Genomic DNA, 21,360 nt, shown 5'->3' on the forward strand with positions numbered 1-21,360 from the left:
AATGTGTTAAACTATTTATGTCATCCATTGACATGTCCTCCTTTGTTTTTTGATGCGGTTGGTGAACCTTCATCATTCTATCACTGGAGGACCTCTTTTCGCTATAAGCGTTCTAATTCCACCAGCAGAGCTGGTGGTTTTTTGCGCTGAAGCTACAACCAAAAGGCTCTCCGATTTGCCTCGGAGAGCCTTTTAGGCTGTTGAAAGAGTATAAATTAAAATAACATTGCGCAGGCGGACATGCGCCGCCGGAGCAATACCGCTAAAAATGTCTGCGGTGAGCAGACATTTTTGCTTGGGGGTGTTCATGAGGGGGACGGCTGAAAAACCAAACCACTTGGTTTGGTGACGAATGAAGTCCCCCTTATGGAATCGCAATTACATTCTTTCGTACGATACCGTTTCGGTGAGCGGCTTTCGAAGTTTGCTGTGGCGGTCGGCAGAAAGCGGGGTGCCCTCCGCGTAGCCCATGCACAGCAGGTTTACCGGCTCAACACCCTTGGGCAGATTAAACTCTCTTTTAATCATCTCTGCGTCAAAGTAGCACACCCAAAGGCTGCCCAGCCCCTGCTCGGTCGCCTCATGCATCATATGGTCGGTTACGATAGTAGCGTCTATATCCGCGTGGTTCTTCTTGTCAGTGGGGCGAACCCACGCCTTGGTGGTGTCGGCGCATACAATCACAACCAGGGGGGCCCCAAAGATATTGGCAGCCCTAGAGAGCTTATTTAGCCCCTCCTCGCTCTGCACCACAACCAGGCGCTGGGGCTGGTAATTGCACGCCGTCGGCGCAACGCGCCCCGCCTCAAGGATAGCGTTTACCTTCTCTTCCTCCACCTTCTTTGCCTGATAAGCACGCACGGAATATCTTTTCTTGGCAAGCTCCAAAAAGCTCATGTCGAATATCCTCCTTTAAACTGGATGCTATTGATGTATTTTTGTACCTGTGCTATAATAATATCACTTAATATAGTTTTCGCAAGAATGCACTTTTTTGTGATATAGTACCCAAAAAGATACCGTAAAGCAGGAGGGGTTATCCTTGAATGTTCATGAAAAGGTCTACAACTGCCCCATCGAGGCCACGATGGAGCTGATCGGCGGCAAATACAAAACGATTATCCTGTTCCACCTACGCGGCAAAACCCTGCGGTTTACCGAGCTGCGAAAGCTCATCCCGCAGGCAACCCCCAAGATGCTTACCCAGCAGCTGCGGGAGCTGGAGGAGGATAACCTGATTTCGCGCATCGTCTACCCCGTGGTGCCGCCCAAGGTGGAATACTCGTTAACCGGCTTCGGCGACAGTATTATTCCCATTCTGGACGTTATGTGCGACTGGGGCAGAACCTATCTGGGCGATTCTATAAAGACAACCGCATAGAACTGAACAATATAAAAAAGGGCAGGAACGCATCCTGCCCTTTTTAATCGTATAAGATAATCTTTACACTTCAGCTTCGATATATTTAACGATATCGCCAACGGTTTTGATATTCTCTACCTGCTCATCGGGGATTTCGATATCAAACTCCTCTTCAAGCGACATTACAAGGTCTACAATATCCAGCGAGTCAGCGCCCAGGTCTTCAAGGATATTGGCTTCCATTGTAACAACGTCTTCCTCAAGATCAAGCTGGTCGCAGATGATTTGTCTAACCTTTTCGAATACCATAAATAATATCCTCCTAGTTTAATATAATCGATTAAAAAGCAGCACAACAGCCGGAGACATGGCAAACCAATCAAACATGGCGCCGTTACTACCTATTCTGTGCATTCGCCGATTTTTCTATACTTATAATACCTATTTGTCAGCAAACTATCAATACTTATTTCAGAAAAATTTTTAAGCGATTTTTCCAAATAATTCTTGATGTTTTGTGCCGTCTGCTGAGGGTTGTTGTGGGCACCTCCCTCCGGCTCCCGGATAATGTTTTCGCAGATGCCCAGCCGCAGCAAATCCTCTGCCGTAATCTTCAGGATGTTGGCTGCCTCGCGCTCTTTGGTGGAGTCCTTCCATAATATGCTGGCGAAGCCGCGGGGTGATATTACCGAGTAGACGGCGTTTTCCAGCACGGCCAGCTCGTCGCACACGCCAAGGGCCAGCGCGCCGCCGCTGCCGCCCTCACCCAGCACCACCGAAACAATCGGGGTGGCAAGGGTGGAAAGCTCGTAAAGGTTGCGCGCAATCGCCTCGCCCTGCCCGCGTTCCTCGGCCCCTACGCCGCAAAAGGCGCCGGGGGTGTCGATAAAGAAGATTACGGGGCGCTTAAACTTCTCGGCCTGCTTTGCAAGCCTTAGCGCCTTGCGGTAGCCCTCCGGGTGCGCCATGGCGAAGTTAGACTTCTTGTTCTCCTCCAGATTCTTGCCCTTTACCTGCCCTATAACCGTTACCGGCCTGCCGTTTAAGCGCGCAATACCGCCGATGACGGCCTCGTCGTCGCTGTACAACCGGTCGCCGTGGCATTCGATAAAGCTGTCAAAGATCATGGGGATATAGTCCTTCACCGTCGGCCTGCCGGGGGTGCGTACAATCTCGATGCGTTCCCATGCCGTAAGCTTACTCATCTGCCGCACCTCCTTTCCCGTGCATTTCCAGCAGCTGCGAAAGGGTGTCGGTCATCCTGGCGCGGGGCACAATCATGTCCACAAACCCGTGGGAGAGCAGGAACTCCGCCGACTGAAACTCATCGGGCAGGTGCTGCTTGATGGTGTCCTCAATCACGCGCCTTCCCGCAAAGCCCACCAGCACCTTCGGCTCGGCGATGATGATATCGCCCAGCATGGCGAAGCTTGCGGTAACGCCGCCTGTGGTGGGGTCGGTAAGCACGGTGATGTACAGGTTGCCCGCCTTGGAATGCCGTGCCGCCGCCGCAGAGGTTTTGGCCATCTGCATCAGCGAAACAATGCCCTCCTGCATACGCGCGCCGCCCGAGGCCGTAAAGATGATAACGGGCAGGTGCTGCTCGGTTGCCCGTTCAAACGCGCGGGCAATCTTTTCGCCCACCACCGAGCCCATCGAGGCCATCATAAAATGCGAATCCATTACCGCCAGCACACAGCGCTGCCCTTTAATGGTGCACTCGCCGGTAACCACCGCGTCGTTTAAGCCTGTCTGGGTGCGAAGCTCCTTGAGCTTGGCTTCGTATCCCTTAAAATCTATGGGGTTTTTGCTTGTCATATTCCTGTCGTACTCAATAAAGCTTCCGGCATCCGCCGTAAACGAAAGGCGCTCGGCGGCGGTAAGGCGCGCGTGGTAGGAGCACTTCTGGCAAACCTTGCCCGCCTTCTCGAAGTCCTCCATAAAATCAACCGAACGGCAGCGCGGGCACTGGAACAGCAGCCCCGAGGGGATGTTTACCTTATCCTTGCCGCGTAGCTTGCTGTCGGGCGAGGTCTCCTCGGCAAGCCGGGTTTTAACCATTTGAAACAAATCCTCAAGCATATACAACACCTCCCGGGGTGTAATACTAATCTTCTTCTAAGATAGCATAAGACAAATTGTGAATCAGGGGCTTGATATTGGGATGTAGGGGGCAGCGTCCTCGACGCCCCACATTTCACCGGAACGCCCAAGGGCTTCGCTGTAGAGGAGGCCATCGGCCGCCCGCGGTATTCAACCGGCCGTCGGCAAGACCGCGGGCGCGCAATGCGCGCCCCTACACCCTCGCCGTACGGCGGCGAATATACGGGGGTATTCGTTCGGGGGCGAAGCCCCCGAACATTTCTCCCCCTCCCGCATAAGTTGCCTTTAATTTTACGTTTGCCCCGTTGCGGGAGGGGGTTGGGGGTGGGCTTACGCGGTATTATCTGTGACTGTGGTTAAACCGCGGGCGCGCAATGCGCGCCCCTACGGTGCATAATCGGAATATTGCGCTGTGCCGCGGGCGATTGATAATCGCCCCTACAATAGATAATGTGCGCTATTTCTTCTCCAGCAGCCTGCCGATGTAGCCGATGTCGTATTCCCCTGCCTCAAAGTCGGGGTTTTTAAGCAGCGAGAGCTGAAAGTCAATGTTGGTATCCACGCCGTCTACAATAAACTCCGCCAGCGCCCAGCGCATCTTCTTTACCGCCTCGGCGCGGGTGGGGGCGTAGGCGATGAGCTTGGCAATCATCGAATCGTAGTGCGGGGTAATCTCGTAGCCCTGATATACCGCACTGTCTATGCGTATGCCCGGGCCGCCCGGCATATGCAAAGACTCTATCCTCCCCGGCGAGGGCCTGAAGCCCTTTTCGGGGCTTTCGGCGTTTACACGGCACTCGATGGCGTGGCCGTGTAAATGAACATCCTCCTGCGTAAGCCCTAGCGGTTCGCCCTCGGCGATAAGTATCTGCTTCTTTACAAGGTCTACCCCCGTTACCAGCTCGGTGATGGGGTGCTCTACCTGTATGCGGGTGTTCATCTCCATAAAATAGAACGCGCCGTCCTTATCCACCAAAAACTCGATGGTGCCCGCGTTCACATAGCCCGAGGCCTTTGCCGCGCGAACCGCCGCCTCGCCCATCGCCTTGCGCAGGGCGGGGGTCATTAAGCGGGAGGGAGAGGGGGCTTCCTCAAGTATCTTCTGGTTGCGCCGCTGTAAGGAACAGTCGCGCTCGCCTAAGTATACACAGTTGCCGTGGGAATCAGCCAGCACCTGAATCTCGATGTGGCGCGGGTTTACAAGGAACTTTTCCATGTAAACCGAGCTGTCGCCAAAAAACGCCTGTGCCTCGTTGGCGGCTGCCGTCATCTGCGTTTCCAGCTCGCCCTCATTAAGCACCATGCGGATGCCGCGCCCGCCGCCGCCCGCCGCCGCCTTGATAAGCAGCGGGTAGCCGATGGCCTGCGCTACCCCCTTCGCCTGTGAAAGGCTGGTTACAGCACCATCCGATCCGGGAATAACCGGCACGCCCGCATTCTTCATGGTAAGCTTGGCGTTGGACTTATCGCCCATGCACTCCATCGCCTCGGGCGGGGGGCCAATAAAGGTTACCCCGCACTTTTGGCACATGCGCGCAAAGGCCGCGTTTTCCGAAAGAAAGCCGAACCCCGGGTGCAGCGCCTCGGCGCCGGTAACCTCGCAAACGGCTAAGATCGCCTTTTGATTTAAGTAGCTGTCCTTGGTGGCAGCGGGGCCTATGCAAAAGGCTTCGTCCGCAATCTTGGCATGCAGAGCGCCCCTGTCGGCCTCGGAGAATACCGCCACCGTTTGAATACCCAACTCGCGGCACGCACGGATGATGCGCACGGCAATCTCGCCGCGGTTGGCTATTAGTACCTTACGAAACATAGATTTTTCCATGCCTTTCCGGCGCTTGCGCCGAAAAGGCACACAACGCCATGAAAAATTGCGATGCGGCTTTGCCGTAGGAGGAGTTACACTCCGACAGCGATTTTTCTGTAGTTTGAAATTTATTTTCAAACTTTTCCGCCTTCCAAATAAATGGCTGATAATATTGAATACGGGCCAGTGGCTAACGCAAATCTTGCGTTTCGCCCGTGCAAATGCAGGGCAATTTGTAGGGGCGGTTATTAACCGCCCGAGGGTATATACCATTCCGATGGAACCGCAAACGCGCAATGCGCGCCCCTACAGGACTCGGGGTTTACAATTCAGGTTGTAGGGGCGAACTCTGTTCGCCCATGGTTCATCTGTGCAATAACAAAATACTGCAGGAAACCACAGGTCTCCCCCACGTTTCTAAACAACTGGTGTTTAATCCTTTAAGAACATAAAGGTCAATTCACCGGTAACGGCGCGTTCACCGTTTACCGTGGCAGTGGCGCGGCCCACACCCGCCTGAGAGCGAAGCTTAATCAGCTCAACCTCCAGCCTTATGGTTTCGCCGGGGGTTACCTGACGGCGAATCTTTACGTCGTTAATCCCCGTAAAAAGGGCAATGCGCCCCTTGTTTTCGGGCAGTGAAAGTGCGCAGACCGCTCCGGCCTGCGCCAGCATCTCCACAATCAGTACGCCCGGTACAACGGGGTGGCCGGGGAAGTGCCCGCGGAACCAGTCCTCGTCCTCTTTTACATGCTTTAGGGCAACCGCGCGCACGCCGGGTTCCAGCTCCTCTACCTCGTCGATGAGCAGAAACGGGTCGCGGTGCGGCAGAATCTCTTTAATCTGTTCCTGATTGAGCAGTGCCATCGTTTCATCATGCCTTTCGGTTTATTAGGGGGTAATTATGTTTGGATTCAGGGAATGGTCTTAACCGTTTTGCGGTAATGATTCAGCATGCGGTGAATCTTTGATAGACATATGGGGCGGCGTCCTCGACGCCCTATCGTTATATCCGTAAGCCAAAGGTGTTCTCGGTAAAGCGGCCGCCCGTGGAGGGATTGTAGCGGCGATTATCAATCGCCCGCGGGATAAATGCGGTTTGGATAGAACCGCGCGCCCGTGCAATTATCAGATTATCGTCATAATCGGCTGGCCGTATTCCACCGCCTGGCCGTTTTCCACCAGCAGCTCGCCCACCGTGCCGTCGCATTCGCACTGAATCTCGTTCATCAGCTTCATCGACTCGATGATAAACAGCACGTCGCCCTTCTTCACCTTCTGCCCCGGCGTTACGAACGGGGGCTTATCGGGGGAGGCGGCGATGTAAAAGGTGCCCACAATCGGCGATTTTACAATCTGGCCGGCGGGGGCGCAGGGTGTTTCGGGTGCGGAGGGCACCGGGGCCTGTGCTGTAAAAACAGGGGCACAGGCCTGCTGCACCGTTACCGTGCCCTGCACGTTTTCAAGGTGCAGCGAAAAGGTGCCGTCCTGAAGTGAAAAGGAGGAGAGATTGTTTTTTGAAAAATGTGTCATCAGGTCTTTGATATTCTCAACAGAAAGCTCTGAAATCTTCATGCCTGCGGCCATTCCTTTCTTGCAGTAAACCTTAGGAATATATCTCGGTAGTCTTTATAGCTTTTTAGGTAACCGCGGGCGCATAATATGCGCCCCTACAACTATTGATTCGGCCATATTAGAATGTGTAGGGGCGATTATCAATCGCCCGCGGTTATATCCGCCCGCCAAAGGTTTGGTTGTAGGGGAGACCTGTGGTCTCCCACGGTATTGATACGGCGTACGGTTAGGCTGCGGGCGAACACAGTTCGCCCCTACAGAGGTCGAATCGTTCGAGCCTCAGCAATCGCCCGGGAAACACACCCCTTTTAATCCTTGAACTTTTTAAGGCAGAGTGTCGCGTTGTGCCCGCCGAAGCCCAGCGAGTTGGAGAGCGCCGCCTGAATGTCGGCCTTGCGCGCACCCTCGGTAACATAGTCAAGGTCGCAGTCCTCATCCTTTACGCGGAAGCCCGCGGTGGGGGGGATGATGCCGTTTTGCAGGCCGAGCGCACAGATGATGGCTTCAACGGCACCCGCGCCGCCTAACAGGTGGCCGGTCATGCTCTTGGTGGAGCTTACGGGGGTTTTATACGCGTGCTCGCCCAGCGCCTTTTTAATCGCGGCGGTTTCAAACTTGTCGTTGATGGGGGTGGAGGTACCGTGCGCGTTGATATAGTCGATATCCTCGGGAGTAAGCCCTGCCTCACTCATTGCCAGCTTCATCGCCATCGCGGCGCCTTCGCCCTCCGGGTCGGGGCTGGTGATATGGTAGGCGTCGTTGGTAGAGCCGTAGCCCGCAACCTCGGCATAAATCTTCGCGCCGCGCGCCTTGGCGTGCTCTAATTCCTCTAGCACCAGCACACCCGCGCCGTCGCCCATTACAAAGCCGTCGCGCTCCTTGTCAAACGGGATAGAGGCGCGGTCGGGGTTTTTGGCGGTGGAAAGTGCCATCATGTTATGAAAGCCTGCAATCGAGATAGGGATAATCGCCGCCTCCGAGCCGCCCGCAATCATCACATCGTGGTAGCCGTGCTTGATGGAACGGAACGCCGCGCCCACCGAATCGGAGCTGGTGGCGCAGGCGGTGGTAATGCAGGTGGCGCTGCCCTTGAAGTTATAGTGCATCGAAATCATACCCGCCGCCATGTTGGCGATAATCATCGGCACATAGAGCGGAGAGATACGCTTCGGGCCTTTCTCGTACAGCTTTTTGTGCTCCTCGCTGTTGGTGCCCATGCCGCCGATACCCGAGCTGACGATTACGCCGATACGGAAGGGGGCATCCTTCTCAAACTTCGTGCCGCAATCCTCTATCGCCATATTGGTGGCCGCCATGGCGAACTGGCAGTAGCGGTCCATGCGGCGCGCCTCTTTTTTCTCAATACCGTAAGCAATCGGGTCAAAGTTCTTAATTTCTGCGGCATACTTTACCTCATAATCGGTGGTGTCGAACCCCTCGATAGCCGAGATGCCGTGCCTGCCCTCGGTGATGCTCTGCCAGAACGCGTTGTTGTCGGCACCCAAAGAGGTAAGCGCCCCGATGCCGGTGATTACAACTCTTCTCATCTATGAAACCCTCTATTTCTCATTATTATCCATACGGTCCTTATATTACATCATCAATGCGCCGTCAATGGCAATTACCTGGCCGGTAACATACGAGGCATCGTCCGAGGCCAAAAAGGCGACCACCGTGGCTACCTCGCTCGGCTTGCCGCTTCTTCCCATCGGGATGGCGGCGAGCATCTTCTCCTTTGCGGCTTGCGGTATGGCGTCGCTCATATCGGTTTCAATAAAGCCGGGCGCCACCGCGTTTACGGTAATGCCGCGCGGCGCAAGCTCCTTGGCGGCCGAAAGCGTCATGCCCACGATTCCCGCCTTAGAGGCGGCGTAGTTTACCTGCCCTGCGTTGCCGTACAGCCCCACCACGGAGGATATGTTAATAATATGTCCGCTCTTCTGCCTCATCATCACACTGCCCACATGGTGCATCATATTGAAAGCGCCCTTAAGGTTTACGCGGATAACCTCGTCAAACTGCTCCTCCTTCATGCGTGCAAGCAGGCCGTCTTTGGTAATGCCCGCGTTGTTTACCAGCACGTCGATGGTGCCAAACCGCTCCTTCACCGCGTCGGTTGCCTCGCCGCAGGCGGTAAAATCGGCGACGTCACAGGAAAAGCACTCGGCCTCTACCCCAAACGAGCGGCACTGCTCCGCCACCGTGCTGCCGCTTTCCGCCGAGCGGCACAAAAGCGCTATGTTAAAGCCGCGCTTGGCAAGCTCTATGGCAATCGCGGCGCCGATGCCGCGGTTTGCGCCGGTTATTACTGCGGTTTTACTCAAACAGAACACCCCCCGCAAGGCCAAAGCTCTTGATACGCTCCTCGGTCTTGGCCATAAGGCTCTCCACAATCTCCTTAGCGGGGCGTATTTCGTGTATCATCCCCGCAACCTGCCCGCACATAAACGCACCGTGCTCCACGTCGCCCTCCACCGCGGCCTTGCGCAGCGAACCCGCCAGTGCGTTTTCAAGCTCCTCCGCCGTAGCGCCGGATTTCTCCAGCTCGGTGATGCGCCGTGTGAATTTATTTTTAAGCGCCCGTGCCGGGTGCCCAAGGCCTCTGCCGGTAACGGCGGTGTCGGTATCGCCCGCCTCCAGCACCAGCTTCTTATAGTTTTCGTGGATATTGCACTCGTTGCAGGCCAAGAACAGTGTACCAATCTGCACACCCGAGGCTCCCAGCATCAGCGCCGCGGCAAGCCCGCGCTCGTCGGCGATGCCGCCCGCCCCGATTACCGGGATGCTAACCGCGTCGCATACCTGCGGCAGCAGCGCCATGGTGGTAAGCTCGCCGATATGCCCGCCGCTTTCGCAGCCCTCGGCCACCACCGCGTCCGCCCCGCTGCGCTCCATGCGCTTGGCCAGCGCCGCCGAGGGAACCACGGGGATAACGATAATACCCGCCGCCTTCCACGCCTCCATGTATTTGCCGGGGTTTCCGGCGCCGGTGGTAACCACCTTCACGCCCTCGTCTGCCACTACCTGCGCCACCTCGGCGGCATAGGGCGACATCAGCATGATGTTTACCCCGAACGGCTTGTCGGTCATGGTCTTCGCCTTGCGAATTTCGTTACGAACCACCTCGGCCGGTGCGTTCGCCGCGGCAATCAGGCCAAGCCCTCCCGCGTTGCTTACGGCGGCGGCAAGGTTGGCGTCTGCCACCCAGGCCATACCGCCTTGAATAATGGGGTACTGTACGCCTAAAAGCTCGGTGAGCCTTGTTTTTATCATAAACCTGTTCCTCCTTGTTTAGCGGAAAACGGCCCTGTACCGTTCCGACGGCTATATTTTCAGGGGCGCGCATTGCGCGTTTGCGGGTTATTTAGGTTACCGGTATTATCACGAACAGCCGATAGCCGCCCCTACAAAGAAACGGGACACCGTCGCCTGCATCCTTTTACCACTCAAACACCGCAGCACCATAGGTAAGCCCCGCGCCGAAGCCCACCACGCACAGCTTATCGCCGCGCTTTAAGCGGTCCTCGCGGTTTAGCTCATCAAGTGCCAGCGGGATGGTGGCGCTGGAGGTGTTGCTGTATTTTTCAATATTGCAGTAGATTTTTTCCGGCGCGATATCCAGCTTCTGCGCCGCGGTTTCGATTATGCGGATGTTTGCCTGATGCGGTATAACCATCGCAAGGTCGTGTACCGCGATACCCACCTTTGCACAGGCCTGCTCCACCGCGTAGGGCATAATCCTGGTGGCAAACTTGTAAACCTCTTTGCCGTCCATAAACAGCTTTTCCGGCTTATCGCCAAAACCGTCGGTTACGGCTACGCGGTTTTGCTCATTTACAAACGGGTGAGATATCTTGGGCGTGCGTGCATACAGCGCCGTGGTGCCGGTGATGTCGCTGCCAAGGCAGGAGGCATACAGCGCGTCCGCTTTGGTAACCACGGCTGCTCCCGCGCCGTCGCCAAACAGCACGCAGGTGGCACGGTCGGTATAATCCAGTATGCGGGAGATCTGCTCAGAAGAGATAATCAGCACATTCTTCGCGCCGCCGGTGGCAAGATAACGGTAGGCCATATCCAGCGCATACACAAAGCCGGAGCAGGCGCAGTTTAGGTCGTAGCAGGCGGCGTTTTGCAGCCCGAGCTCCTTTGCCGCAATGCAGGCCATCGAGGGGGTATAAAAATCACCCGAGATGGTGGTAAACAGCACAAGGTCGATCTCCTCTTTGGCAACGTTGCTGCCTTCCAGTGCTCTTTTCGCCGCCATCGTGCCCATCATCCAGGTGGGCTCGCCCGCCGTAAGGTAACGGGTTTTCATGCCGGTGCGCTTTGAGATCCATTCGTCAGAGGTCTCCACAATCCTCGTGAAATCATCGTTGGCAACCTCTATCGCCGGCAGATACGCGCCGGTGGATACTATCTGAATTCCGGTTTGGTTCATCAATTCTTCATGCCCTTTCTTTTGCGGAAGCCCTGCGCAAAAACCTGATACTTCTAAAAAATAAAATCAACATCCAAATCATGATGAATATCGGGGTAAAGCTAAAAAGGTCTTTTTTCGGCGCTTGCCATCATAATCATTCTGTGGTATAAAGTTAAGGGAACCGATTCCGCTTAGCCGTTCTTCTGATTACTATAACCCCAATTTTAAAAATCACAGCGTGAAAAGTCAATGAACGAACTGTAAAACCCGAGGGCTCAATTCATAATTTTTAGACATACTATTCATCATTCGTTCATAAAGTTAATAATTTATTCTTATAACTTGTGCTTAGTGCACATAAAACAGGAGGTATGGCTATGAAGATTGCCTTTTTGTTTTCGGGCCAAGGCTCGCAATACCCCGGCATGGGGCTGGAGCTCTATTCCAGCTTCGACAGGGTAAAAAGCATCTACGAAACCGGCAGCAAAATCCTTGGTTACGACCTCGCGGCCCTGTCGTTTGAGGGCAGTGCGGAGGAGATTGCAAAAACTGCCGTTTCGCAGCCGCTCATCTACGCCATGTCGCTTTCCTGCCTGGAGGCGGCAAAAAGCAAGGGCATTACACCGGCCTTCTGTGCGGGGCATTCTCTTGGTGAATACGCAGCGCTTACCGCCTGCGGGGTGTTTGATATTGAAACCGGCTTTCGGGTAATTGCCAAGCGTGCCGAGGCCATGCAGCGCGCGGCAGACAGCAACGAAGGTGCCATGTACGCCATTATCGGCTTAGGTGCCGACGAGATTGCAGGGGTTTGTGCGCAGTGCGACGGCTATGTGGTGCCGGTAAACTTCAACAGCACGGCGCAGACCGTGATTGCGGGCGAGGAGCAGGCCGCGCGCATGGCGGCCGATAAGCTTGCCCAGAACGGCGGCAGGGTAATACGCCTTGGCGTAAGTTCTGCGTTTCATTCCAAGCTCATGCAAGAGGCCTCGGCGGAGCTGAAGACATTTTTAGCCGATATAACCTATTGTCAGCCTACGGTGCCCTTTTATTCAAATATCACCGGTCAAAGGCTTCAGAAGTTTGAGAATATCGCCGATTATCTCTCCACCCATGTGGTTTCGCCCGTACGTTTTACCGATGAGCTTGCCGCGATGTCGCAGGACGGGGCAGATGCGTTTTTGGAGCTTGGCCCCGGCAAAACCCTTACCGGCTTTGTGAAAAAGACGCTGAAGGGTACAGAGGCCTGCAATATCGAGGATTTGCAGTCGCTTGAAAAGGCGGCAGCGGCGCTGATAAAGGGTTAGTTGATGAAACTGAAGGATATCCGCCAGCGCTAAACCCGCGGGTATCCTGGCTATAAAACAGAAAAAGGCGGGAGAATGGTTCTATCACCACGCTCCCGCCTTTTTCTTTATACAGATATGACTTTGATGAGGTTTTCAAAGTTGCCCGCCTTTCAAAAATGTAAGCTTTAAAGGGGTTAACGTAAGGAGAATCGATTTTCTGATTAGAAAAGCTTCTGTAAAATTATGTTGAGAAATTTTTCTAAGCAGAAAGGACATGGAGAATGAGAAGCAGCCGTTTACGAAGAAGTTTCATCTGCATCATAACGTGTACCATGCTGATGTGTGTTCAGCCGTTAACCGTCTTTGCTGCAGAAAGCGTTACAAATCATTTTGCAAGTGTTAATCATATTACAAAGCAGATAAGGCAAAATCATATTCCTAACCATGCTGTCTCAATTGTGAAAGGGGATAAGCTCTTTTATTCAAAAGGCTACGGCAGTGCCGATATAACACCCTTTGAAATCGGCAATGATGCAGACGCTCATTCTTCTATTGTACAAATCATAATAGACGTCTTTAAGAGATTAAAGCTTTTAGCGCCTGATATCCTAAGAATTATTCATCACAGGCAACCCTCCGCACACAATCCTCAGGGCGCTTTCATCTTGCTGTTCAATATGTGTTATCTTTTAATCACCTTTTTGCTTGTAGCATCCATTATCAGGCTTCGCGATTTCAGAAAGCGAATTAACAAAAGCAAACTTGGGTTTTATTCTAATGTGGCTTTCACTGTGCTTATAAACCTGATGCTGCCGGTTGTTTTGCTGATAAGCGCACCAGCTTTGTTAAAAGCCTCTTGGAAGGCTGCAATGATACCCTCGCCTGATATGGCAGTTGTTCTGGCATTGTTTTCAGCTGTACTTTTTGTTACAGGGATACTGAAATCTCGCATATCTCTAACGACTATTCAAAAAAACAGAATGAAAAGCCGAAGCACTTGGAATTGATATCCCCTTACCGGCTTTATTGCAACCTCCAGATGCTTGAACCCCCCACCGGGCTGCTCCGGCGGGGGCTTTTCGCTTTAAACTACTTTACCGCCAGATACACATAAACCATCCCGCCGACATTAAGCTTCGGCGTCTCGCCGTCGGGTGCCATATAGGCGGAGTTTTTCACAATAAAGCCGTTTTGCGTAACCTCAATGCCCTTGCTGCCGCCCATAGAGGTTGCAAGCCCGCTGCGGATAAGCACCTCGCCGTTTGCGGTGGCTCCAACCGGTGAGGCGTTTACCGCCGCAGCCAAAACCGCGCGCGGGGTAAAGCCCAGCGCTACGGTTCTGGGGGTTGTGCCGTCCCCCGTATAGCTGCCTAACACAAAAGGGGCGTTCCACAGCTGCTTTTCGGCTGCGGTAACATGAATCGCGCCGTTTGCGGTATGCTCATAAACAGCGGCGTCTATCCGCTCGTTGTCGCTGTTAAAGTCGGTTCGTTTGGGCTTATCGGTGCCGATATAGCTGTTAAGCCCCAGATGCTGCGTTTTGTAGGAACTGGGCATCAGTTCTCATTCCTTTCACTTCAATATAAATTCTCTATGCCGAAACAACCGCGCTGTTTTCAAAGGTATCCCACGTTAATTTTGCTTGGTCCCGCTCCTCAAAGCTTTGGTCCTGCGCGTCAAAAAGCGCCCACGTCATGCTGCCCATATTCAGTGTCACACTGATATGTGCGGGCAGGATGTCGCACACCCTTTTGTAAACGTCCTCGTAGTTTTTAAGCGCCCCGCCGTAGCGAAGCACATCCACCCGCACCGTCTGATGTGCGGTATCCTCGGTCAGCTCACAGTCAAGGCCCAGCGAACGCAGCCCCCGCAGCATACCGCTTAGATTAAAATCCTGCGGCATTCGGCTTAGGGTATACAGCACCACGCCGCGCCTGCTTTCCAGATTGCCGCTCTCGATGGCAGTGGAGCGGATGATCTCCTCCCATGTTCTCAGGCCGTTACTCTGCGCAGTTTGAATAAAGCCCTCCGCCCGCAGAACAGCAAGCTCGTCCTCCACCTGCTTTAACCCCGAGTAGTAGGCCTGCAGCTCACGGTACACCATGCTATCCGTCGCAAGGGAATAGATGCCCACCGGGCGCAGCAGCGAAACCATACTTTCCAAGCAGTTCACCCTATAACCACCTCCTGCAGCCTTTCAATCGTCAGCGTGCCCAGCGTAATCAGGGTATCGTCCGCCGCCGCGATATCGCAGGACGGCAGTATCAGGTGATGGTTCACCACCCCGCCGCAGCCGAATACCCTGCCCGAAAGCTCGGCTATATAAAGCGGCGCACCCACCTGCCTGTAACTGAAAAACTCTGTGACGAGCGCCGTCAACCGCTGCCGGATGCTCTCGAAACCATATTCGTCCCGCACCCTTACCGCCAGCGTAACGTCTGTCGGTTTCAACACCGGCGGCAGCACCCGCACATCCACACAAATCTCCTTCTGTGCGGCCAGGTCGGCCTGTATCACCGCAAGCTGCTCTGCGGAAGGTGCCGCACCCCTGCCCGCCGCTATCACATCCACCGTCCCTATGCCGCGTGCCCTTGGCAGCACCCTTGCCGAATGTACAAACGGGTATTTCATGGTCTGGTTGTAATAAAAGGCCGCGTTAGTGCCGTTGGAGATAACCCGGTAGCTTTCCAGCAGCCGCGCGCGCAGTGCGTCGTCGTCCTCGGCCTCACACCCTCCTGTAAAGGGGGTAGGGTTAGTCACCGCGTACACACCCGAAACGGCACAGGCAAATACCGTTACCCGCCCGACGGCGATATTGGCGCGCTCCCCCGTCTCAATCGTCTGCGCGGGCACCTCTGCCGCAAGCTCCCCTGTTTTCAGAATGCCGTCGGCGGTGGTCTCGCACTGCACGCTGTCCTGCTCGGTCTGGCAGCGGGTGCCCGCGGGTATAACAATGTCGCAGGCGGCGGGTGTTTGCCGCAAAAACCGCAGAACCCCCGTTGCGGGTGCCGCCTGCTTGCGCGCAAGCCCGCGCATCTGCGCATGAAGGTCTAGCTTCTCACCCTGCGCCGTGGTGGGGTAAAGCTGCCCTTTCAGCCCCTCCAGCTCGGCGGTAAGCGAGAAAATCTGCGCTGCCAGCACCTTTAGGCGTATGCCAATATCCGAGGCCGCGTTCGGTTTTACACCCGAAAGCTCGGTAAACCGGTCGGTCATTGTTTTCAATATCTGCTCATAGTCGGCCATTGCGTTGTCTCCTTTCCTGATTATCTCTTCATTCTGCCCTCTGTAGGGGCGCGCCCTGCGGCGGGATGCAGGGGGGCGGCGTCCCCGACGCCCCGCGGAATTTCATCAGCCAACGTGGGGATGTAGGGGCGAACTGTGTTCGCCCGCGGATTCTCGTCAGACCCGTGGCGGAGGCGTAGGGCGCGCACTGCGCGCCCGCTGCTCTAAACGCAGCCACATGATATACCGCAGACGTCCGATGGCCGCCCCTGCAAACATCCCTGCAGCGAGCGTTTTGGATGGTGGTTATATGCCAAGGCTCACCACACTCTGTGTATCGTTTACCCTCAGCGTCACATCCAGCCTTGCCGCCCCCTCGGCGGTATAGGCACACTGCACATCCTCCACCGTCAGGCCGCTTATAGGCAGCAGCGCCTGCTTTACATAGCCGCGCGCCACATCGTTTAATCGCTGCCGGTTTCCCCCGCGCAGCTTGTACAGCTCGCTGCCAAGCTCCTTATCCAGCGCAAACGCGCCCTTTCTGGCGGTAAGCCGCAACAGTGCCTGCTGCAGCAGCTCATCGGTTGCCTGTACGGTTTTTAGAAAGCCGCGGTCGTCCAAGGCAAAGTCGCCGTTTTGAATCAGCGTATCCATCAGTCGCTCTCCTTGCCGTTGATTAACTGCCCGTCGAGGGTAATGCGCAGGGTGTTAATAACCACCTCGCCGTTGTTTTTCAGCCTGATGCTCGCGCCGCCCGCGCTTTTAAGCGTAAGCTCCCCCGGCGCAAGGCCCTGCGGCTTACAGAGCGCGCCTGCACACAGGTATGCGCCCTCAAACGGCAGCAGCAGCACCTGTTCCCCTTCGGCGGGCAGCCAGGCTACCCCCGCGGGTGCAAACAGCGGCATTCCCTCGGTGCTGTCCTGCCCCATTGTGCACAGCAGCCCCTCCCGCACCCCCGTTACCTCGGCAAGCTGCGGCCGGGGTTGGTCGTTTCTTTCAAAAAGTATCATATGCGTCCTCCTGAAAGGATTTAGATATATCTTCTGTCATAAAGCGTCAGGATGGTAGAAATCCCCTCGTCCCCGAGGGTATAGGTAATCCCGCCGATAAACAGCCCGTCCGCCTCAAACGGCGGGTCGGCAAGCACTGCGGTATCGCCGATATCGCACCGCACAACGGCGGGGATTACAACGTTATAGCAAGCTTTCTTTAGCATCGAGGCTCGGATGGTCTCCTGCGCGCTTGCCTTGGGCAGGCTTGCCCACTCGCTTGATGGGTTTAACAGCCGCAGCCGCCGCACCCCCAGCGCGTCTGGGTTTACCACCCTTGTAAAGTACCCGCCGTAACGCAGATTGCCGCGGAAATTATTCACCCGAACCTCCGAAACCACCTTGTGTCGGTTTATTTCCTGCTCGATGCTCACATAGTTCCACGCACCGGGCTTTTGGTTTGAAACAGTCACCACCCGCCCCTGCCCCGGCGGGGTAGTCTCCAGAAAACCGCCGCTTCCTATGCGCGGGGAACACCTAAGCGTCTGCCTGCAAAAACGGTCAAGCACGCTCCACACCGAAGCGCCCTTATATACGGCAAACTGCGAAAGGGTAGGGTCACTGCCCCGCACGCCCATTACACCGTATGCCGCCGCCTGCCGCCGTACTAAATCCGAAAGCCTCAGGTAATACTGCACGCCGGGTATCGCCTCGTTATCCAGTAAAAGAGCCTCCCTGCTGCGGCACTCCAGCACAAGCCTTACGCCGTTTTGGTCGGCGGTAACGGTCTGGCTGTCCGCTATGCCCTCAAACAGCGTCAGCCCTTCGTAGGATAAGGCCACCTTTGCAACCTCGCCTACCGTCTTTAATAAAGCAACGCTGATAACAAGCTGGTGGCAGGGGGCTGCATAGGTCTTGTTCAGCTCAAGGGCGATGGGCCTATAAAACTCCTTGATTGCTCCATCCGTCAGGGTAACGGTAAGCTTTAACATCCCTGCCTCCTTTCTATTGCACCGAAACACGAATCACCTGCCCCGCCGTTAAACCGTTGGGCGATACAATTGCGGGGTTATCCGCCAGCAGCCGCTCGGCGGTGGTGTGAAACCGCGCCGCAATGGCAAACAGCGTTTCGTTCTCTTGCACAATACAGGTAAACTGCCGCTCAGGCGTACCGCTGCCGTCTTGCAGGGTATCCTCTATAAAGCGCGCGGTATAGCCATACCCGTCACGTCCCGGCAGACCGACAGTTTTAAAAAAGCTAAAATGCGCCATAAACGGCGGCTCCCCCGGCAGGTACAGCTGCCCCGAGCCCCCCTGATTATAAACCTGCTCCAGCTTTAGGTACTGCTGCATGGCATTTGCGCCAAAGAACTCGCCATCAATTACAACCATCCGCGCCCTAGCCCCCATATCGGCGACAAGCTCCCCTTCAAAGGGCAGGGGTACGCGCGCAGTCCGTCTCTCGTTTATTACCTCCAGCCTGCGTGGGTTGGTCGGAAAGGTGTACTCCTTATATCGCAGCTTTTCCATCTATATTTCCTTTCCTGCTTCCAGCCCACTAAAGCGTAAGCATCCGGTCAAAGCGCCTGTCCTCGCGCGCAAGCATTTTAGCCGCCGCTTGTGCAATCTGCGTAATCTGCGGCAGGGCACTCCTCTCTGCTTTTATTGGCGGCGTATCGGCGGAATCCTCCGCAAATGCAATCACCGGCTCATGCTGCGCAGGCGCGGGCCCTTTCGGAATGTCGGCAAAAGGCTCGGCAGGCACCTCAACACGTCTAAACTGCACAACCCCGTCTGTTCTCTGTTCCTGCCGCTCCTTTACCCTGCAAACGGCCTTTTGCCTGTTTTTAGCAAACATGCCCGCCGCCTCAATGTTTTGTTGTATCAGTGTCTCAAACATCGGTGTCCTCCTCCGGGTACCGCCCCGCAAGCTGCTCGTTTACCCCGCACTCGTCATACTGCTGTAAGGTTTTAAGCGTATCGGCCATAAACGCCTGACGATACTGCTCGGTAAAATCGGCAAGCTGCAAAAGGCTCAAGCCGTCTGCCGCCTCCCCCGCCGAGCAAAATCTTCTTTCGCCGTCTGCCATCAGGCTGTATGCACAAAGGGCTGCGTTGCGAGCCACCGCTTTGGCGGCGTTTGCGGGAATCCCCTGCGCGCAGAGAGCCTCCGCAAGCATAAGCCCCTCCTGCTCCATCAATAGCGCCTGCCGTGCCGAAAGCTCGTTTAGCTCTGCCGTACCGCCCTCTATTTCCACGGAAATTCTTCTCACAAGCAACTCTCCTTTCCTTTAGATAAGCTCCATCCGCTTGGCGGCCACCACCGTCACCCGCTCTGCCACCACATCGCCCACCGTAACGCTCTCTAAGATATCCGACCACTCGCAGCCGCTGTAGATGACGCGCCGGTCGGGCTTGACAATCACCAGATTAAAGCTTGTCAGGTTAAAAAAGCTCACCCCGTCGCGTATCGCCGCGTCGGTGGCATAGATGCGCCCCAGCTCGATGATATGCCTCACCCGCCCCGCGACGGTGCCTACCGGCTCCTGCTCGCCGAATGCCTCCACATAGCGGCTTTCGCGCACCGCCTTGGCCTTATAGCTTTCCACCACCGCCAGCTTTTTGCCGTTTACCTCAAGGTAGATATCCTTGCTGGTGGGAAACCCCGCACCGCTCATATAAACACTCCTCTCAACGTCTTAAACCGTAACATTCGCCACAATGTCGATGCGGTGCAGCCCATACACCACCGCAAACGCCACCTCCGCCACGCACACCGTCGGCTCGTTCTCCTTCACCGTTACCACCGGCGGCTCAAAGCTGTCGATGATGCCCAAAAAGCGCTTGCGGCTTAATTCGCACGCCACCTGTGTGCGGATGGCGTCCCGCGCCGAGGCCGTATTCTTCGCGCCCCGCAGCTGCGCTTTTAACAACGTGCGAATACCCACAATCACGTCGTCGATGATGCGCACGGTGGAAAGCTCGCGAAAGGAGTTATCCTGCACGCCGTTTTCACTGGTTTTGGTGGTCAGCGCACGGATGAGCTCCGCCTTCTCGCCGGCCTGCTCAAACACACTCACCCCCGCCTGCAGCAGCGCGGTAAGCCTGTCCTCGCTATAGGGTGCAAAAAAGGTAAAGCTGCCCTCGGCCTGTGAAAGGTTCAGGTTCGCGGCGGGGTCTTCCAAACGCAGCGCCAGCGCGCAGTATGCCGCCGCCAGATACGCCGCACTCTGCGTGCTGCCCCCTTCAAAGGCAACGGCGGGCGCCGTTAGGCAGATGCGTTCGCAGTTAACAGCCCTTGCCGCCGCTTCGGGCTCACTATCGGCGGGCACCCCCATAAAGCCGATACGCTCCCTGTTTGCCGCCGCGTCCGCCGTAAGCCTTCCCGCCAGCGCCTGCTGCACCGCAAGCGCACCGGTATCACACACCACACCGCTTACACCCTGCAGCCCGCCCAGCAGCGCAAAGGCATTCTCGTAGTCGTTCGCCGTCGGAGTCGCACCTACCGGGATGCAGTAGATGTCGCTTACCCCGTTTAAAATCAATATCTTTGTAAGCGCGGTAAGCATGGATGCCTGCGCGGTTCCGTACGCCGCCACCGCGTCGTTTAATCTGCCTATCTGCTTTACCGTAAGCTTTTCACCTGTTGCGGAGGCCGCCACCACCGCGGCGGCCTTAGATGCACCCGCGCCGCTTAGCGTTCCGATTACCGAATAGCTCGAAAACACACCCGGCCGCTGTAATGAAACCGTACTCAACCGTTTTCCCTCCTTTTTACCTCTATTTCCTCTATGGCTGTCTGCGTGTCGTCTGCGCTTACAACGGTGGCCTTAATCTGTGCATACGCCGTCAGCGTAAACGCGCCCAGTGCCCTGTCGCAGCTTACCTCTTTGCACCTGATACTCTGCACGCGGATGGCGTTCTGCCCAAGCAGCAGGCATTGGGCCAGGGCGGAAAACACCCTGTGGCAGGCGCTTCCGCCCTGTTTTAGCGGCGTATACACCTTAAAGCTTACCGTAACCGTTACCCCTTTGCCGAAAACGTCCTCGCCGCCGCTCTGGGTGCCCAAGTACTGCGAGCCGCCCGCCTCGCTTACAATCTCATACAGCCCCACGCACAGGCAGGGCTGCTTTAACAGGCTTTCGCGTTCCAGGGCCGGGTACTCCTCCAATACGGCTACACCGCAGAGAGCCGCAGACGCTTGCAAGCAGCTCACCAGCTTCGCCTTGAATTCATCAAAAAACCCCACTGCCGTTATCTCCTCCCTCCGGCCGCAGCACCGCCCGGATAAACGCCGGCTGCTCGCCAAGGTACAGCGTCTCCCACGTTTTTACCGTGTATTGCTGCCCCGATGCCGTTACCGTGCAGCCGGGCGCCACCGCTTCGCCGATATACTGCGAGATAAACCGCGCGTGCGCACCGTCTATATGCCCTGCGGGGGTATACTCGCCCTCCTCATACAGCCGGTTTTTATACCGCAGCGGCATAATAACAGCAAAAACCGTTTTACTGCCGCCGTCTGCAAGGGTTATGGCCGCCTGCCTGCCGTAGCGGCTAAAAAACTGAGATAGGTTCATTGATATTGCCATCCCCTTTGA

At 55.7% G+C, this 21,360-nt stretch carries 27 protein-coding genes; 3 read left to right on the plus strand and 24 right to left on the minus strand.

Annotated elements, in window-relative coordinates:
- Positions 1-378 precede the first annotated feature (378 nt).
- Positions 379-897, minus strand: coding sequence for a nitroreductase family protein (locus tag BLR50_RS11395; RefSeq protein WP_092642280.1), 519 nt, complete (start codon positions 895-897; stop codon positions 379-381).
- A 190-nt stretch (positions 898-1,087) separates the two neighbouring features.
- Here BLR50_RS11395 and BLR50_RS11400 point away from each other — a divergent pair, with 190 nt between their 5' ends.
- Complete coding sequence (locus tag BLR50_RS11400; RefSeq protein ID WP_092642371.1) at positions 1,088-1,381, plus strand: winged helix-turn-helix transcriptional regulator; 294 nt, start codon at positions 1,088-1,090, stop codon at positions 1,379-1,381.
- 63 nt (positions 1,382-1,444) lie between these two features.
- On the opposite strand, the gene acpP is transcribed toward BLR50_RS11400, so the two are convergent.
- The 10 genes from acpP to BLR50_RS11450 all read right to left on the minus strand — a co-directional run bounded on the left by acpP (position 1,445) and on the right by BLR50_RS11450 (position 11,283).
- Entirely contained in the window at positions 1,445-1,672 is a 228-nt protein-coding gene (gene acpP, locus BLR50_RS11405; protein WP_092642283.1) for an acyl carrier protein, read from the minus strand.
- Positions 1,673-1,764: 92 nt separating this feature from the next.
- Positions 1,765-2,568, minus strand: a complete 804-nt coding sequence (locus BLR50_RS11410) for an acetyl-CoA carboxylase carboxyltransferase subunit alpha (protein ID WP_092642286.1) — start codon at positions 2,566-2,568, stop codon at positions 1,765-1,767.
- The gene (accD, locus tag BLR50_RS11415; RefSeq protein ID WP_092642289.1) at positions 2,561-3,445 is read right to left on the minus strand and encodes an acetyl-CoA carboxylase, carboxyltransferase subunit beta; all 885 of its coding nucleotides are present in this window, start codon (positions 3,443-3,445) and stop codon (positions 2,561-2,563) included. Before accD ends, BLR50_RS11410 begins: the two co-directional genes overlap by 8 nt.
- 478 nt (positions 3,446-3,923) lie before the next feature.
- Positions 3,924-5,276, minus strand: a complete 1,353-nt coding sequence (accC, locus tag BLR50_RS11420; RefSeq protein WP_092642292.1) for an acetyl-CoA carboxylase biotin carboxylase subunit — start codon at positions 5,274-5,276, stop codon at positions 3,924-3,926.
- 426 nt (positions 5,277-5,702) lie between these two features.
- Complete coding sequence (gene fabZ / locus BLR50_RS11425) at positions 5,703-6,137, minus strand: 3-hydroxyacyl-ACP dehydratase FabZ (RefSeq protein WP_092642295.1); 435 nt, start codon at positions 6,135-6,137, stop codon at positions 5,703-5,705.
- 261 nt (positions 6,138-6,398) lie between these two features.
- Positions 6,399-6,845 carry an acetyl-CoA carboxylase biotin carboxyl carrier protein gene (gene accB / locus BLR50_RS11430; protein ID WP_092642298.1) on the minus strand — a complete coding sequence of 149 codons (447 nt, stop codon included), beginning with the start codon at positions 6,843-6,845 and terminating at the stop codon, positions 6,399-6,401.
- Positions 6,846-7,153: 308 nt separating this feature from the next.
- Positions 7,154-8,392, minus strand: coding sequence for a beta-ketoacyl-ACP synthase II (fabF, locus tag BLR50_RS11435; RefSeq protein ID WP_092642301.1), 1,239 nt, complete (start codon positions 8,390-8,392; stop codon positions 7,154-7,156).
- Positions 8,393-8,437: 45 nt separating this feature from the next.
- Positions 8,438-9,169: a 3-oxoacyl-[acyl-carrier-protein] reductase gene (gene fabG / locus BLR50_RS11440; RefSeq protein ID WP_092642304.1), complete on the minus strand. Its 732-nt coding sequence runs from the start codon at positions 9,167-9,169 to the stop codon at positions 8,438-8,440.
- Complete coding sequence (fabK, locus tag BLR50_RS11445) at positions 9,162-10,118, minus strand: enoyl-[acyl-carrier-protein] reductase FabK (RefSeq protein WP_423230290.1); 957 nt, start codon at positions 10,116-10,118, stop codon at positions 9,162-9,164. Before fabK ends, fabG begins: the two co-directional genes overlap by 8 nt.
- Before the next feature lie 166 nt (positions 10,119-10,284).
- A complete protein-coding gene (locus BLR50_RS11450; protein WP_092642307.1) occupies positions 10,285-11,283 on the minus strand; it encodes a 3-oxoacyl-ACP synthase III family protein in 999 nt (332 codons plus the stop codon).
- Between the two features lie 359 nt (positions 11,284-11,642).
- Between BLR50_RS11450 and fabD the strand changes: the two genes are divergently transcribed.
- Positions 11,643-12,569 carry an ACP S-malonyltransferase gene (gene fabD, locus BLR50_RS11455; protein ID WP_205408696.1) on the plus strand — a complete coding sequence of 309 codons (927 nt, stop codon included), beginning with the start codon at positions 11,643-11,645 and terminating at the stop codon, positions 12,567-12,569.
- Between the two features lie 263 nt (positions 12,570-12,832).
- A complete protein-coding gene (locus tag BLR50_RS11460) occupies positions 12,833-13,558 on the plus strand; it encodes a hypothetical protein (RefSeq protein ID WP_092642313.1) in 726 nt (241 codons plus the stop codon).
- A gap of 82 nt (positions 13,559-13,640) precedes the next feature.
- On the opposite strand, the gene BLR50_RS11465 is transcribed toward BLR50_RS11460, so the two are convergent.
- From BLR50_RS11465 to BLR50_RS11525, 13 genes are all read right to left on the minus strand, one after another.
- Positions 13,641-14,108, minus strand: a complete 468-nt coding sequence (locus BLR50_RS11465) for a hypothetical protein (protein WP_092642316.1) — start codon at positions 14,106-14,108, stop codon at positions 13,641-13,643.
- Positions 14,109-14,142: 34 nt separating this feature from the next.
- Complete coding sequence (locus BLR50_RS11470; protein ID WP_092642319.1) at positions 14,143-14,724, minus strand: putative phage tail protein; 582 nt, start codon at positions 14,722-14,724, stop codon at positions 14,143-14,145.
- The gene (locus BLR50_RS11475; protein WP_092642322.1) at positions 14,721-15,794 is read right to left on the minus strand and encodes a baseplate J/gp47 family protein; all 1,074 of its coding nucleotides are present in this window, start codon (positions 15,792-15,794) and stop codon (positions 14,721-14,723) included. Before BLR50_RS11475 ends, BLR50_RS11470 begins: the two co-directional genes overlap by 4 nt.
- A gap of 285 nt (positions 15,795-16,079) precedes the next feature.
- Complete coding sequence (locus BLR50_RS11480) at positions 16,080-16,427, minus strand: hypothetical protein (protein ID WP_092642325.1); 348 nt, start codon at positions 16,425-16,427, stop codon at positions 16,080-16,082.
- Positions 16,427-16,783, minus strand: a complete 357-nt coding sequence (locus tag BLR50_RS11485; RefSeq protein WP_092642328.1) for a hypothetical protein — start codon at positions 16,781-16,783, stop codon at positions 16,427-16,429. The genes BLR50_RS11480 and BLR50_RS11485 overlap by 1 nt, the downstream gene beginning before the upstream one ends.
- A gap of 20 nt (positions 16,784-16,803) precedes the next feature.
- A complete protein-coding gene (locus tag BLR50_RS11490) occupies positions 16,804-17,754 on the minus strand; it encodes a hypothetical protein (protein WP_092642332.1) in 951 nt (316 codons plus the stop codon).
- A 13-nt stretch (positions 17,755-17,767) separates the two neighbouring features.
- Positions 17,768-18,292 (minus strand): LysM peptidoglycan-binding domain-containing protein, encoded by a 525-nt coding sequence (locus tag BLR50_RS11495; RefSeq protein WP_092642335.1) that lies wholly within the window; start codon positions 18,290-18,292, stop codon positions 17,768-17,770.
- Positions 18,293-18,320: 28 nt separating this feature from the next.
- Positions 18,321-18,662 (minus strand): hypothetical protein, encoded by a 342-nt coding sequence (locus BLR50_RS11500; RefSeq protein ID WP_092642338.1) that lies wholly within the window; start codon positions 18,660-18,662, stop codon positions 18,321-18,323.
- On the minus strand, positions 18,655-19,035 hold the full coding sequence (locus BLR50_RS11505; RefSeq protein ID WP_092642341.1) for a hypothetical protein: 381 nt from the start codon (positions 19,033-19,035) through the stop codon (positions 18,655-18,657). Before BLR50_RS11505 ends, BLR50_RS11500 begins: the two co-directional genes overlap by 8 nt.
- A gap of 18 nt (positions 19,036-19,053) precedes the next feature.
- Entirely contained in the window at positions 19,054-19,440 is a 387-nt protein-coding gene (locus tag BLR50_RS11510; protein WP_092642345.1) for a hypothetical protein, read from the minus strand.
- Between the two features lie 21 nt (positions 19,441-19,461).
- On the minus strand, positions 19,462-20,520 hold the full coding sequence (locus tag BLR50_RS11515) for a phage tail sheath C-terminal domain-containing protein (RefSeq protein ID WP_092642348.1): 1,059 nt from the start codon (positions 20,518-20,520) through the stop codon (positions 19,462-19,464).
- Positions 20,517-21,011 (minus strand): hypothetical protein, encoded by a 495-nt coding sequence (locus BLR50_RS11520; protein WP_092642351.1) that lies wholly within the window; start codon positions 21,009-21,011, stop codon positions 20,517-20,519. The genes BLR50_RS11515 and BLR50_RS11520 overlap by 4 nt, the downstream gene beginning before the upstream one ends.
- Entirely contained in the window at positions 20,998-21,339 is a 342-nt protein-coding gene (locus tag BLR50_RS11525; RefSeq protein ID WP_205408697.1) for a hypothetical protein, read from the minus strand. The genes BLR50_RS11520 and BLR50_RS11525 overlap by 14 nt, the downstream gene beginning before the upstream one ends.
- Positions 21,340-21,360 lie beyond the last annotated feature (21 nt).

Source organism: Acetanaerobacterium elongatum (genome assembly GCF_900103835.1).
Lineage (GTDB): Bacteria > Bacillota > Clostridia > Oscillospirales > Ruminococcaceae > Acetanaerobacterium > Acetanaerobacterium elongatum.